Genomic DNA, 15,451 nt, shown 5'->3' with positions numbered 1-15,451 from the left:
TTTTCAGAACACTATGACCAACAATAACTTTTCACAAATCGCTTCTTTCATCTGGTCGGTTGCCGACCTGTTGCGTGGAGACTTCAAACAATCGCAATATGGCCGCATCATTCTGCCATTTACCTTGTTACGTCGTCTGGAATGTGTACTGGAAGAAAGCAAGGCTGCGGTATTGGCGGAACATGAAAAAGTCTCCAAGCTGAATTTGCCAGAAGAAGCTCAAGAAAAGTTATTGCTGCGTGCCACCAATGGTCTGTCCTTCTTTAACACCTCCCCAATGGATCTCAGCAAAATGGGGCAGAGTGATATCAAGGCCAACTTAAGCACCTATGTGCAAAGTTTCTCTAAAGATGCCCGTGAGATATTTGAATACTTTAACTTCATCGAATTTGCAGGCTTACTCGATGATGCCAACCTTTTGTATAAAGTCGTGCAAAAGTTTGCTACCACGGATCTGAGTCCAAAGAACGTATCCAACCATGACATGGGCTTGGTGTTTGAAGAACTTATCCGTCGTTTTGCCGAAGGTTCTAATGAAACGGCTGGGGAACACTTTACCCCGCGTGACATCGTACGTTTGACCACTGCACTGGTGTTTATGGAAGATGATGACGTCCTGACTAAAGACGGCATTATCCGTACCATTTACGATCCTACAGCCGGGACGGGTGGCTTCCTCTCTTCCGGTATGGAATATCTGCATGAGCTGAACCCGAATGCGGTGATGCGTGCGTTTGGTCAGGAACTCAATCCGGAATCCTATGCCATCTGTAAAGCCGACATGCTGATCAAAGGCCAAGACGTGAGCCGGATTAAACTCGGCAACACGCTGTCGAATGACCAGCTCGCATTGGATAAATTTGACTATATGTTATCTAACCCACCTTTTGGTGTGGACTGGAAAAAGATCGAACAGGACATCAAGGACGAACATGAACACAAGGGCTTTGATGGCCGTTTCGGTGCAGGCTTGCCACGGGTATCGGATGGTTCACTATTATTCCTGATGCACCTGATCAGCAAGATGCGTGATGCCAGCAGTACCGAGAGCGGTAGCCGCATCGGGATTATCCTGAATGGTTCACCTTTATTTACCGGTAGTGCAGGCAGTGGCGAAAGCGAGATCCGTCGCTATATTTTAGAAGCCGATTTGCTGGAAGCCATTATTGCCTTACCGAACGACATGTTCTACAACACCGGGATTGCCACCTATATCTGGGTACTCAGCAATAAAAAAGCCGCTGAACGTAAAGGCAAGGTACAGCTGATTAATGCCTCAAACCTCAGTACCAAAATGCGTAAGTCGCTGGGTTCAAAACGTAACTATCTGACTGAAGCTGAAATTGCCACCATTACCCAAAATTACGGTGACTTTGTCGCGGTAGACACCTTGGCGCAGGATGGCGAAACCGAACAGCAAAAACCATTCGCCAGCAAGATTTTTGATAGTCATGAATTTGGCTACCGTCGCGTAACCATTGAACGTCCATTACGTTTATCGACACAGATCACGGATAGCGCGATTGCTGCATTACGTTTTGCGCCAAAACCGTTTAATGCCGTGATGCAAAGTATCGATGCGCAATTGGGCACAGCCTTTGGTACAGCGTGGACAGCAGAAACTTATGGTCAGTTGCAGGACGTGGCGCTTGAGGTGCGTGCCATGATTAAAGCCGAGTTCCCTGAGCTAAAAGAAAAAGACATTAAAGAGGTACTGGATAGCAAAATCTGGCTATTCCAGAAAGCCCTGATGGAAAAAGCCGAGGCGTTACAAGAGGTGATTGGCACTGAGCAGTTTGATGATTTTAACCAGTTTGATGAAGTGCTGAAGAAAGCCCTGAAGCAGACCGACATCAAGCTGGATGCCAAAGAGAAGAAACAGCTGTTAGATGCCATTACCTGGAAGAATCCGGAAGCAGAACCAGTGATAAACAAGGTCGTGAAACAGGCGGAAAATCCACTATATGGCCAGTTCAGCTACCAGGGCAAAGTGGTCGAGTTTGTGCAGGATGGGGATTTGCGTGATGCCGAGAATATCGCACTGAATCCAAAGGTCAGTACCACAGAGCTGATTGAAGATTACTTCAAACGTGAAGTACAACCACACGTGCCGGATGCCTGGATCAATGCCGACAAGCGTGATGAAAAAGATGGCGAGATTGGTATTGTGGGTTATGAAATTCCGTTTAACCGTCATTTCTACGTGTACCAGCCACCGCGTGACTTAGCCGAGATTGATACAGATCTTGATGCGGTGAGTGCCGAGATTATGCAGCTGCTACAAGAGGTGCGTTCTTAATGGCTCAATACGAAGAATATAAATTAACTCATTCTCTAGGATTTGAAAAAATTCCTACAGAATGGAATTTAAAGAAAGTTAAATATTTATTTGATATAGGTCGAGGGCGTGTAATTTCACAAGAGGAACTGATGGATAATGGTTTATATCCTGTGTTTTCTTCGCAAACTCAAAATAATGGTTGTCTAGGTTATATCAATACATTTGATTTTGATTGTGAACAATTAACATGGACTACTGATGGAGCAAATGCAGGAACAGTGTTTATTCGTTCAGGTAAGCATAATTGCACTAATGTATGCGGTACACTACAACCCATAACAAAAAATTCCAATTTAAAATTTAGTCATTACGCACTTCAATATGCTACACAATTTCATAAGCGCCCTGATACAAATGGTGCAAAAATTATGAATAATGAGATGGCAGAAATTAGTTTTGCTCTGCCACCCGAACAAGAACAATTTAAGATTGTTGAATATCTCAACTATGAAACTGCCAAAATCGATCACCTGATTGAAAAACAACAACAACTGATTGAACTGCTGAAAGAAAAACGTCAGGCGGTGATTAGCCATGCCGTGACCAAAGGACTCGATCCAAATGTTCCGATGAAAGATTCGGGTGTGGAGTGGTTAGGGGAAGTGCCGGAGCATTGGAAAGTAACTCGTTTTAAATTCTTGTGTGACAGTATTGTTGCTGGACCATTTGGTTCTAGTATTACTAAAGATATGTATGTTAATCAAGGTTTTAAAGTTTATGGTCAAGAGCAAGTAATTCCAAATAATTTTGAAATAGGCGATTATTATATTTCTGAAAAAAACTATAAAGAGTTAGCTAGATATGCGGTTGATCCAGGAGATATTCTAATAAGTTGTGTGGGTACATTCGGTAAAATAGCCGTTTTTCCTTCAAATGGGGAAAAAGGCATAATTAACCCTCGCCTAATAAAAGCTACTCTTTCTAAAGATCATAATTCATATTTTTATCGAGAATTTCTTAAGAGTGAAGCTGTATTTAAGCAATTTGAGCAACTCTCTAGAGGGGGAACGATGGGAGTTATCAATATTGCAATATTAAATGAAATTGTAGCAGTGGCACCAGACACAAATGAGCAAGAAGCTATTTATGTGTTCATAGCTGAACAAAAAATAAAATTTAGTCATTTAATTGGTAGAGCTTGTGAGCAAATTGAATTATTAAAAGAACGCCGCACCGCCCTGATCTCAGCCGCAGTGACTGGGAAAATTGACGTTCGTAATTGGCAAGCTCCAAGCGTTACTGAGGCAGACACGGAGTTAAGCGCATGAGTGAGCATTCATTAACGAGCTTAGCTTTGCCACAACTGCCCCAAGAGATTGTTTCACTCGTTCATACGGCCAAACAGCGCGCAGCCGTAGCCGTCAATGCCGAACTGACCTTGCTGTATTGGTCGGTGGGACAACGTATCCGACAGGAAATATTAAAAGGGGAGCGGGCAGAATATGGGCAACACATCATTGGCAATTTATCCAAAGCCCTGACAGCGCAATTAGGCCGAGGCTGGGGAAAGTCACAGCTCAACTACTATGTTAAATTTGCAGAAGTTTTTGATGATATTAACATTGTCCATGCAGTGCGTGGACAATTAAGCTGGACGCATCTTAAAACCCTGATGTATATAGATGACCACATCAAACGAGAGTTTTATCTCAGCATGGCCGTGCAGGAACGCTGGTCTACACGAACGCTGGATGAACGCATCGGTTCAATGCTGTTTGAACGCACCGCCATTTCCAAAAAACCGGATGAAACCATTCTGCATGAACTGCAACAGCTCAAGGAACAAGGGGTTGTACATCAGCAGCTCTTGCTCAAAGATCCTTATATTCTGGACTTTCTCGATCTGAATGACCGCTATCTGGAAAAAGATTTAGAAGATGCCATTTTGCGCGATATTGAGCAGTTTCTTTTAGAGCTTGGTTCAGGCTTTACCTTTATTGCCCGCCAGAAGCGTATTCAGATTGATGAAGATGATTTCTACATTGACCTGTTGTTTTATAACCGCAAACTCAAACGACTGGTCGCGATTGACCTGAAAACTGAAAAATTCCGGCATTCGCATAAAAGCCAGATGGAACTGTATTTACGCTGGCTGGCTAAATACGAACAGGAAGAAGGTGAAAACCCACCGCTGGGCATTATTTTCTGTACTTCTAAAAAACATGAGCAAATTGAATTGCTGGACTTGGAAAGCTCGGATATTCATGTGGCTGAATACATGACGGTTTTGCCACCCAAAGAAATCCTGGAACAACGCTTACAACTTGCTATGGAACGTGCTAAACAACGCTTGCTTGCCGATGGAGAATCATAAACATGGATGCCACCCGCGAAAGCATTTTCCAGAACGATATTATTCAACAGATGCTGGCTCAAGGCTGGCAACTTGGTACGCCACAAGGCTACAACCGTGAAACCGCCTTGTATGAGCAGGACGTACTGGATTTTGTGCAACAAACCCAAGCACAAGACTGGCAGAAGTTCCAGCGCATCTTTCCGCAGGATACCGAACGGCATTTTCTCGATGCCGTGGTGGCCCAGCTAAAGAAAGCCGACATCAATGCCACCGATGAACAGTCGCGTACCTATGGCACCTTGGGTGTGCTTCGTCATGGAGTGAAAACCCGCAGCGCACGATTTTTCCTGTGTCAGTTTAAACCTGAACATGCGCTGAATCCCGATACCTTAGCCAATTACAAAAAGAACATCTGCCGCATTGTGCCAGAGCTGGTCTATAGCCCGTATGCTACGGCTGCCGAGTTACAGGACATGGGCAAACAGGCCAAGAAATGGCGCATTGACCTGGTGCTGTTTATAAACGGCTTTCCTGTGGCAACACTGGAACTCAAGTCCGAGTTTAAACAGGCGGTGCAGAATGCCATGTTGCAGTACAAACGTACCCGCTTGCCGAAAGATCCAGAAACCAACAAGCCTGAACCCTTGCTGATGTTTAAGCGTGGCGCATTGGTACACTTTGCCGTGAGTCAATACGAAGTCTATATGGCGACCCAACTGGCCGGAGAAGATACTTTCTTCCTGCCATTCAATAAAGGCACGCATGACGGTGGCGCAGGCAATGATGTGCCAGAAGACCAGAATCAGTACGCCACCGCCTATCTGTGGAATGAAGTCCTCACACCGGACAATTTGCTGAATATCATTGGACGTTTTGTCCATCTGCAAATTGAAGAAAAAGAAGACTGGGAAGGACGCAAGTACAAAAAAGAACTGCTGATCTTCCCACGTTACCACCAGTGGAATGTGGTCACCAAACTGATCAATGCCGCCTTAGAGGAGGGCACTGGACAGAAATATCTGATTCAGCACAGTGCAGGTTCAGGTAAGTCCAACTCGATTGCCTGGACAGCACATCAGCTGTCGACCCTGTACGATCAACACAATCTGAAACTGTTTGATTCGGTGATTGTGGTCACGGATCGTACCATTCTGGATGCCCAGTTACAGGACACCATCTACCAGTTTGAACATGCCGATGGCGTGGTCGGACGCATCAATAACAAAGAGGGTGATGGCTCCAAATCGGAAAAACTGGCCAAGGCACTGGAAACCTCACAGCCGATTATCATTGTGACCATCCAGACTTTCCCCTTTGTGCTGCGTGCGATTGAAAACAGTACCAATCTTAAACAGCGACGCTATGCGGTGATTGCCGATGAAGCGCATTCTTCGCAAAGCGGCTCTACGGCACGACAACTGAAAGAAGTGTTGATGCTGGAAGAGCGCGAAGAGGATGCTGAATTGTCTTCGGAAGATATTCTGGATGCGGTGGTGGCTGCACGTAAGGGCAGTAATAACCTCAGCTACTATGCCTTTACCGCGACACCGAAAGACAAAACCCTGCAACTGTTTGGCCGTGTACCCAATCCTGAGCTACCACCCTCCAAGCAAAACAAGCCAGAAGCCTTCCATGTTTACTCCATGCGCCAAGCCATTGAAGAAGGCTTTATTCTGGATGTGCTGAAAAACTATACTAACTATAAAGTGGTGTATAAGCTAAAACAGAAAATTGAAGAAGCCGACAAACAGGTCGATGCCAAAAAAGCCAAGATCAGACTGAATCAGTGGGTGCGCCTGCATGACCACAACATTTCTCAGAAAGTGAAAGTCATTGTCGAGCATTTCAAAAATAACGTGATGGGCTTATTGGGTGGGCAGGCTAAAGCCATGGTGGTGACCAGTTCACGTAAAGAAGCTGTGCGTTACAAGCTGGCCTTTGACAAATACGTGACGGATCAGGGCTATAAGTCCATTCAGGCTATGGTCGCATTCTCGGGTGAGGTTGAGTTTAATGACAAGGATACCGACAGCAGTGGTTTAGTCGGGCAGACCTTTAATGAACGCAACATGAACCCGGGACTGAAAGGTCGGGAAATGCGCAAGGCCTTTGACAGTGATGACTATCAGGTGATGTTGGTGGCCAACAAGTTCCAGACTGGCTTTGACCAACCGAAACTGTGTGCCATGTACGTAGACAAAAAGCTGGGTGGTGTTGAGTGCGTACAGACCTTATCACGCCTGAACCGCACCTATCCGGGCAAAGCGGAATCTGGCACCTTTGTCTTGGATTTCTTTAACGATCCTAAAGACATTCTTGGGGCCTTCCAGCCTTACTATCAAACCGCAGAATTAGCCGATGTTTCCAATCCAGATCAGATCTTTGACTTGTTTGAAAAGCTGAAAGCCAGCAAGATTTTTCTGTGGACGGAAGTTGAACAGTTTGTAGAAGCCTTCTTTACCAAGAACAAATCCAATGCTGCGATCAGTAATATCTGCAAACCGGCGGTTGAACGCTGGCAGAAACGTTATAGTCAGGCCATCGAAGCCTATAACACCACCCGAGATATGCTGGAACGCTGCAAGAAAACCAATGATGCGGTGCTGATTGCCAATGCCGACAATGCCTTTAAAGAGGCCAAGCTTGAAAAAGACAAGCTGGAAATCTTTAAAAAAGACTTGGGCAGCTTTACCCGTTTTTACGAGTTTATGTCGCAGATCGTGGACTACGATGACAAAGAACTGGAAAAACTTAGTCTGTATGTGCGTAACCTGCGTCCATTGCTGCGTGAAACCGCAACGAAAGATGATGAGGTAGATCTAAGTAATGTCAGTATGAGCCATTACCGCTTGTCCAAGATCCGTCAGCAAGACATCAAGCTGAAAGAAGATGCCGAAGATTTTAAGCTGGAACCGGGCAATGACCTCGGTGCAGCCAAGCCACGCGATAAGAAAGAAGAGTTCCTGTCACAGATCATTGAGCGTCTGAATGATGTCTTTATCACTGATAACCTAACCGATAAAGACATGCTGAACTATGCCTATACGGTACGCGACAAGCTGGCTGAAAATGAGATTGTGATGAAGCAGATCGCCAACAATACCCGTGAACAGGCCATGCTGGGCGATTTCCCGAAAGCCATGGATGATGCCATTCTGGGTAGCAGTGCCGCGCATCAGGAACAGATGATGCAGTTACTGTCTGATCCGGCGAAGGCCAGCATCTTTGCACGGGTGATTTTTGATATGTTGAGCAATCGATAGTTTTAAGCATTTTAGATTTTTTATGACAACTCTATTTTAGAGTAAAGGGGGTGAAAATGAATTGGTTGGCTACAGCACAATTTTTACAAAAAACTAGATTCTGGCAAGAACTTATAAGATCTGCTGTTAATTTCTGATCCTGTATAAATCATGCTTGAGTGATTAATAAGACTGCTTTGTACAATGAGTTTCAAGAAGTATGAAAAATATTTGATGTTAATCAATTTATAAAGAATGTAATCAATTGATTAAATAATGATTTTGAGAAGTCCATGAATACACAACTTTTAATTGAACCGATGAGTATCCAGCAATTATTGGATAAAAATTTTTTTATTCCTTCTTACCAAAGGGGCTATCGATGGTCACCACAACAAATTAAAGACTTCTTAAATGATATTAAAGAATTTGAGCCAAAAACCAATGAGCTTGGAGAAAAATCTTGGTATTGCTTACAACCTTTAGTTATTAAACCAATGGATGCTAATGCAAAAACAACATTTAACCTTGATGAAAGTAAAGATTGGTACGAGGTTATTGATGGACAACAACGATTAACAACTCTGTTTTTAGTCGTTCACTACATCAATGAAATGTGGAAGGGTAAGCAAAAACTTGTCGAATTTTCTTTGAGATATCAAACTAGAGCGAATAGTGAAAATTTTCTTAAACAGTTGGAAGTTGATGAAGAAACAGATACGGTTGCTATTAATGATCAAAACATAGACTTTCATTTTATTAGCACAGCTTATAATACTATTCATCAGTGGGTAATGAGTTTTAGTGATCGCTTAGAAACATTAGATACTGGAGAGTTTGAATCAAAACTTATTCGTCACACAAAAGTTATCTGGTATGAAACCGATAGTGACTCCGTGGAAGTTTTTACGCGTATCAATGTTGGCAAAATTCCTCTGACCAATGCTGAACTGATCAAAGCACTCTTCTTAAATAATTCAAATTTTGCTGATGTAAAAGACAAAGATAAAGCAAAAATCAAACTCAAACAATTAGAGATTGCTAGTGAGTGGGATCGTATCGAATACACTTTACAACATGATTCGTTTTGGTATTTTTTAAATAATAAAAGTACGACCACTACTCGTATTGAGTTCATCTTTGACTTAATCGCAAATAAGTTGGAGAAAAGTCATGATGAGTTTTATACCTTTAGACATTTTGTTGAGAAGTTGAAAGAAAGCAGCATCAAGGAAGTCTGGAAACAAGTCAAACAATGTTTCCAGACACTTGAAGAGTGGTACAACGACCGTAAGCTCTATCATAAAGTTGGTTTTTTGGTAGCCACAGGATCAAGAATTAAGGACATTTTAGATTCTAGTCGGGGCAAATCTAAATCCGAATTTCTAAATGATCTAAATCAAAAGATCTGTGATGCTGTTATCAGCAAAGATGATATTAGTATGCTGAAATATCGCTCGGAAAAGATCCGTCCTATTTTGCTGTTACATAATATTCAAACCATGTTGAATAATGAAAATGAAACGAATCGTTTTCCATTTGATCGTTTTAAAAAAGAAAAATGGGATGTTGAGCATATTACTGCGATTGCTGAAGAGCCACCTCACACAGATAAGCATAAACGTGACTGGTTGGATGAAGTGAGAAACTTTGCTACGAAAAATGTACTTAAGCCTGAGTTACGGGAGCAATTAGAGGCAGTTAGTTTAGATCTTGTTAACTTTGATGATTTTTATCGTAATTTCTTGAAAGAATTTGAAGATAATCAGGGAGAAGTAGATAACATTAATAATCTAGTTCTACTAGATACCCATACTAACCGTAGTTATAAGAATGCTGTGTTTCCAATGAAACGGAATACCATTATTGAACGAGAAAAAGCAGGTATATTTGTTCCAATTTGTACAAAGAACGTATTTATGAAATTCTATAGTGAAGATGTGAGCCAAATGAGCTTTTGGGGTGAAAAAGATAAAGAGTTGTATTTTAGCGACTTAAACAACACTATCAATTCTCTATGCAATACATCTAACTAAGGGCGATCAAAATGGATAATAAAAAAACAGCTGAAAAAATGACATTTTGGCAACTTTTACAAAATTCAAAAATTGAAATTCCTATTATTCAACGTGATTATGCTCAAGGACGTCCTGAACAGATTAAAGTGAGAGAGCGTTTTTTAAATACACTGCACAATACATTGGAGTTCAGTCAAGGAATTGAATTAGATTTTATTTATGGTAGTCAGGTCGATGACACCATGCAACCTTTAGATGGCCAACAGCGACTTACAACCTTATATTTGCTGCACTGGTATTTTGCTAAAAAAGCTAATCTATTGAGTGAGTTTAAGAAATTTTTTAAAAATTTTAGCTATGAAACTCGTATTAGTTCACGAGAATTCTGTGAGGCACTAGTCAGTGAAAATATTGATATAGACCATTTGCAAAGCACGGATAAATTGTCTGAAATTATTATTGATAGGCCGTGGTTTTTCTTATCGTGGAAGAATGATCCTACTATTTCGGCTATGCTGAACATGCTGGATGCTATTCATCACAAATTTTACAATATAGAGCAAGGTTGGCAAAAACTCACCGATACAAAGTTGATTCAATTTTACCATTTGGATTTAGATAACTTTGGGCTATCTGATGATCTATATATAAAAATGAATGCACGAGGTAAACCGCTAACTACGTTTGAAAATTTTAAGGCGTTATTAGAAAAACAAATTTCAGTAGACAATTGGGAGGAAAAATCTCTTATTCCAACAGAAAAACTTGCTTATAAAATTGATAACACCTGGACAGATTTATTATGGTGTTTTCGCGATGAAAATGATCTTTTTGATGATGGTTTCTTGCAATTAATTAGCAATATTTATTTGATAACAAGGACTAAAAAAGAAAACATCCAACAAATTTCTAATGAACCGACATTATTGATGCCGGGAATGTTTGATAAAAATTCATTTGATTATCTTGTGCAAACTTTGGATAGCTATAGCCGAGTAGATTTTAAACAACTTAACTCATCTCTACCGATGATGAAATATTTGCATTTTAAAGATATTAATTATGAAAATTTCTTTGAACTTATTGTTAAATCAGAGGGCATTACCTATCCACAAAGAGTGATGTTTTTTGCTCAAACCAGTTATTTAAATATAAATGCAAAGTTTGATTCAGATAACTTTGCTGATTGGATGCGAGTGATTAGAAATGTTGTCAATAACTCAACTATTGATAATGATGAATCATTTATTGGTGCATTAGGCTTAGTTAGAGAATTAGCACAAGGAAGCAATGATATTTATAAATATCTAAGCGAAAATTCTGTAATTTCAAAGTTTGCTTCTAAACAAGTTGAAGAAGAGGGGCTTAAGGCAAAAACTATTATAGTATCTATGGATAATAAACAACCTATCCATCAATTGGAAGATACAAAATTTTGTCAGGGTAGAATTAAATTTGCTCTTGATTGTCTAGCTACATTCGATCCAACACAACTGAATAAGATAAGAACTAATGTGGTTGAAAAATATTTTAATGCTAATGATATTACTAATGACATTAGACGAGTATTGTTGACAATAGGGGATAATAAATTTTATTACTACTGGGGGTCTTGGTTGTATGCTCTAAACCAGCCTAAACGATGTTTGATTGCAAACACTGAAGATTTAAAAAAATCGCTCTCAGAATATAACTATTATCTTAAAGAGTTAACGCAATTGTTAGTGGATAATCATCCAGCAGAGGTTATAGCTGACTATCAAATTCCTAAAGATATGCCAAATTGGAAAAAAAGACTGATTCAAGAACCTGGATTATTAGAAAAATCAAAACAACATTATGTTGCGATTAGTCGTGATGATAGTCGTTGTTGGTTGATACCATTAAGTAGAGTAGCCAATAGTGATGAGGGACGCTTACTCTGTGAAGAGGTAATTTAGTGAGTTAATTAGATTACCCCTTATAATCAATTGCATAGCTCAAATGAGATCTGACAATCCTTAGAGAGCGTTCAAAATTAATGTCAGGTTGGACTGCTCCCAGTATCCTAGACATGAGGTAGCCTCATTTTGAAGCTGCCTCAAATATCTCTGGATACCTTCTGAATAGCCATCAAAATGCAGATGGCTCTTTATTCATCCAATAGAATGCAGTTGATATAATCGCTCCAATACCGTTTCTGAAAATGGCTGCCAATAATTCCAGGATTTGTATTTGTTATTATATCGACCGCCACCTTCATTACGCCATTGTTTTAACATCGCAATAATTTCAGGGTTATAAGTGCAATTCACTGAAAGCATTCCACCAGAAAATTTACGGGCATGTACCCAAATCCCATTAATGGTGAATTGGTAGTCTTCCCAAGTGGATGCCGTGGGAAATTGAGTTGAATCCGTAGAGCTATCAGATTTTTCTTCAACTGATTGATTTTTATAGCCTATTAAATCGACTAGGCACGGCTTTGGAAGTGCTGGAAATAACCAAGTTTTATGTTCCAAGCTCTCAAGAATTAGCTTTTTAGCCTCATCACTGGGGATCACCAAATCGGAATTGAGCAGCCCGGACAAATCTATTTCAACAGTTTTAACATTCATGGATTTAATGATTTTCAGTTTATCTTCATCAATGAAATGGGTCACTGCAATTTCTATAAAAATCGGTTCTTCATCAATATAACAGGCCAAATCCGGGCGAATTAATCCTAGATGAAATTCAGGGATAATTTTATCGAATGTCCACCAGGTTGCCTCAATGTCTAAATTGGGAACCTCAGGCAGCAGTACTCCCATAGATTCAATAATGACTTGTTTGGCATATTTATGTAGTACGCTTTCAGGTTGAATAGCACAGCTATCTTTATTACTGGCATGGGCAAAATGATGTTCTTTGATTTCACCTTTACGGGCTAAAACTATTTCACCACATTCAAAGCATGTGCAGTTACAGGCAAGTCCACGAACTGCATCAGTAATATGGATCAAATTTTTATTTTCATCTAAAGCAATAAGCATGGTCATTTTATAATTCCTTCAGGAAGTTAATTTACTCATTCACTATGCTTGTGTTTTAATCTGTCCAACACCGTATTTAGGGGTGGAATACGGGTATGTGGGGGTATAAGTGACTGATAATAAATTACAAGTTCTTAAAAAATTACAAAATGAACTCTCTGATTTTCTGCAAACAGGTAAGGCATACGAATGTTTGAAAGTCATGTGTGCAGATTCAATAGATGCACTGCAAAATGGTCATGATGAAAAAGTCACCTTTACCCGTTGGAAGCTAAAAGCCCGATATGAAGGAAGCACCCAAGCCGCAGATGAAATTGACCCTAAGGAATTGCAAAAGTGGATTGATGATAAAAAATTGAATATCGTTCTCACTAATATCATTCAGGCTGAGCATCAACCTTTTCAGGAGTTAGGTTATTTCCCTGTAGTTAAAACTAATGAAACTAAAGGTGGGAAAGGCAACGAAAAATTGTATTGGCTAGATATTGAAAAAAAACGATTTGAAATAGTAGATCAACAAGCGGATGCGCCAGATGAATTTAGTCATATTGAATTCGTGGAGTATCATCGTAGTGAGCCATCTGCTATTAAAATTTCATGGTTTTATAGATTCTTTTTCAAAAATGGGGAAATGAAGAATAGAAGTCTGCGAGGGCTATTTCTTATATCGGTAATTTTTTCATCGGTTATTTTCTGGTTGTTGTATTTAATTGTCGTTGCTTTGGTACTGGTTCGAGAAGGACAAAGCTTTACCTCATTTAATTTACTGATTTTATTTGGAGTCGTTTTTTTTACGTGGTTGCTGTGGAAGTATGAATTTATTCCGATTTGGAACCTACCAGAGCATCGTGTCATTAAAGCACCGATGATCTTTTTATCTTTAAATGAACTTGATGCTGAAATTGAGATGTATAGAGATAAGGAGAGGAACCAAATCACGCGATTTACCCGCTTTACAGCCACTTGCCCGATTTGTACGGCAGATATTGTTTTAAGAGACGGGAAGCCAGATCAAAATGCACCATTGGTTGGACGTTGTGCCGAGAGTCCATTTGCCCATGTGTATAGTTTTGATCGGGTGACTATGAAAGGGAAGTATCTTGGGGTTTAATACCAAACAGCCAGTAGTAAGTGCATGGAAAACAGCATGAAATACCAACCGCCTTATACGATTACTTCAAAAATTATTCACTTGGTCGCTCAGATTAGTGAGTCTATAGGGCGTTTGACGGTACTGACTCAAATTCAGGATGGATTAAAACTAAGAAAAGCCAATCGAATTAGAACCATTCAGGGCTCACTTGCGATAGAAGGCAATACATTAAGCGAAGAACAGATTACTGCGATCTTGAATGGTAAACCTGTGATTGCTTCACCCAAAGAAGTCCAAGAAGTCCGTAATGCAATAAAAGCCTATGAGGCATTTCAGCAATGGAAACCCAGCAGTGGGCAGGACTTATTGCAAGCCCATCAAATATTAATGACGGGGTTAATTGATGAAGTTGGACAATTCCGTCATGGTGGGGTTGGTGTAATGTCTGGTGATCGGGTGGTACATATGGCTCCACCAGCTAACCAGGTGAATCGTTTAATCGGGGAACTATTGCAGTGGCTGGATGAAAGCCCAGAGCATCCATTGATTAAAAGCTCAGTTTTTCATTATGAATTTGAATTTATCCATCCTTTTGCTGATGGTAATGGCCGTATGGGCAGGCTTTGGCAGACACTGATATTGAGTCAGTGGAATCCTATTTTTGTCAATATACCTGTTGACAGCCTCATTTATCAAAATCAAAAAGCCTATTACGATGCTTTGCAAGCCAGTACTGATCAGACGGATTCAGCGCCATTTATAGAGTTTATATTACAGATGATTTTGGTTGCGATTCTAAGTTCTACAGTCACCGATCAAGCTAGCGATCAAGCTGGTGTACAAGACAGCGATCAAGTTAAGCGCCTGGTTACTTTGATGGATAAACATGAATACACGCTAGCTGAATTGATGTCATTATTGGGGTTGTCACATCGGGCTACATTTCAAAAGAACTATCTCAATCCAGCAATTGAAGCAGGGTTGATTGAGCGTACCATTCCTGATAAGCCAAAAAGTCCAAAGCAAAAATATAGATTAAAGAGGATATAAAATTTGTTGGAATCAGGTTTTTTTATTTAGATTCCACTTTATGCTGTAAACAAAATTTAACCTGAAAAAACACCTAAAAAATTATCGGGTAAAAGATGGGTAAAAGGTATTGTAAATTCACCTGAAATCAATGAAAGATCAGTATGTTATTAATTTGTTTCAATTGCCACCATCTCAATTTCGCTCTTATCAACTTATTGACTTTTATTAAGAGAAATACAATTAAAAAAGTCCTTAAGATATTCAGTTTGTTAGATGAGGGATGTTCCTAATGTGAGTTGAGAATCCGAAAAGAAGCTTTAGCTTCTTAATTTAATTGACACGGTAATCCCCCCTAAAAATAATAGGATCTAAAAGTAGAATTTTCTCTTAAGATACGAGCAGGAGATTCTGCATG

The 15,451-nt window shown here is 40.2% G+C and carries 9 protein-coding genes; 8 read left to right on the top strand and 1 reads right to left on the bottom strand.

Going from position 1 to position 15,451, the window contains the following annotated elements; genetic code table 11:
• Window positions 1–13: 13 nt before the first annotated feature.
• The 6 genes from CF596_RS11980 (at window position 14) to CF596_RS11955 (ending at window position 11,837) form a co-directional block, all read left to right on the top strand.
• Complete coding sequence (locus CF596_RS11980; RefSeq protein WP_096902605.1) at window positions 14–2,299, top strand: class I SAM-dependent DNA methyltransferase; 2,286 nt, start codon at window positions 14–16, stop codon at window positions 2,297–2,299.
• A complete protein-coding gene (locus CF596_RS11975; RefSeq protein ID WP_096902604.1) occupies window positions 2,299–3,609 on the top strand; it encodes a restriction endonuclease subunit S in 1,311 nt (436 codons plus the stop codon). Before CF596_RS11980 ends, CF596_RS11975 begins: the two co-directional genes overlap by 1 nt.
• Entirely contained in the window at window positions 3,606–4,655 is a 1,050-nt protein-coding gene (locus CF596_RS11970; protein WP_096902603.1) for a PDDEXK nuclease domain-containing protein, read from the top strand. Before CF596_RS11975 ends, CF596_RS11970 begins: the two co-directional genes overlap by 4 nt.
• Entirely contained in the window at window positions 4,652–7,900 is a 3,249-nt protein-coding gene (locus tag CF596_RS11965; RefSeq protein ID WP_096902602.1) for a DEAD/DEAH box helicase family protein, read from the top strand. Before CF596_RS11970 ends, CF596_RS11965 begins: the two co-directional genes overlap by 4 nt.
• A 272-nt stretch (window positions 7,901–8,172) precedes the next feature.
• Entirely contained in the window at window positions 8,173–9,915 is a 1,743-nt protein-coding gene (locus tag CF596_RS11960; RefSeq protein WP_075168040.1) for a DUF262 domain-containing protein, read from the top strand.
• Between the two features lie 11 nt (window positions 9,916–9,926).
• A complete protein-coding gene (locus CF596_RS11955) occupies window positions 9,927–11,837 on the top strand; it encodes a DUF262 domain-containing protein (RefSeq protein WP_096902601.1) in 1,911 nt (636 codons plus the stop codon).
• A 195-nt stretch (window positions 11,838–12,032) separates the two neighbouring features.
• Here the strand turns inward: CF596_RS11955 and CF596_RS11950 are convergent, their stop codons facing one another.
• The gene (locus CF596_RS11950) at window positions 12,033–12,917 is read right to left on the bottom strand and encodes a competence protein CoiA family protein (RefSeq protein ID WP_096902600.1); all 885 of its coding nucleotides are present in this window, start codon (window positions 12,915–12,917) and stop codon (window positions 12,033–12,035) included.
• 103 nt (window positions 12,918–13,020) lie between these two features.
• On the opposite strand from CF596_RS11950, the gene CF596_RS11945 reads away from it, so the two are divergent.
• Both CF596_RS11945 and CF596_RS11940 read left to right on the top strand, forming a co-directional pair.
• Window positions 13,021–14,022, top strand: a complete 1,002-nt coding sequence (locus tag CF596_RS11945) for a hypothetical protein (protein WP_096902599.1) — start codon at window positions 13,021–13,023, stop codon at window positions 14,020–14,022.
• A 36-nt stretch (window positions 14,023–14,058) separates the two neighbouring features.
• The gene (locus tag CF596_RS11940) at window positions 14,059–15,054 is read left to right on the top strand and encodes a Fic family protein (RefSeq protein ID WP_096902613.1); all 996 of its coding nucleotides are present in this window, start codon (window positions 14,059–14,061) and stop codon (window positions 15,052–15,054) included.
• Window positions 15,055–15,451: the final 397 nt, after the last annotated feature.

The sequence above is a fragment of the Acinetobacter sp. YT-02 genome (assembly GCF_002412355.1).
Lineage (GTDB): Bacteria > Pseudomonadota > Gammaproteobacteria > Pseudomonadales > Moraxellaceae > Acinetobacter > Acinetobacter towneri.
This window is presented reverse-complemented; position numbering and strand designations above follow the sequence as displayed.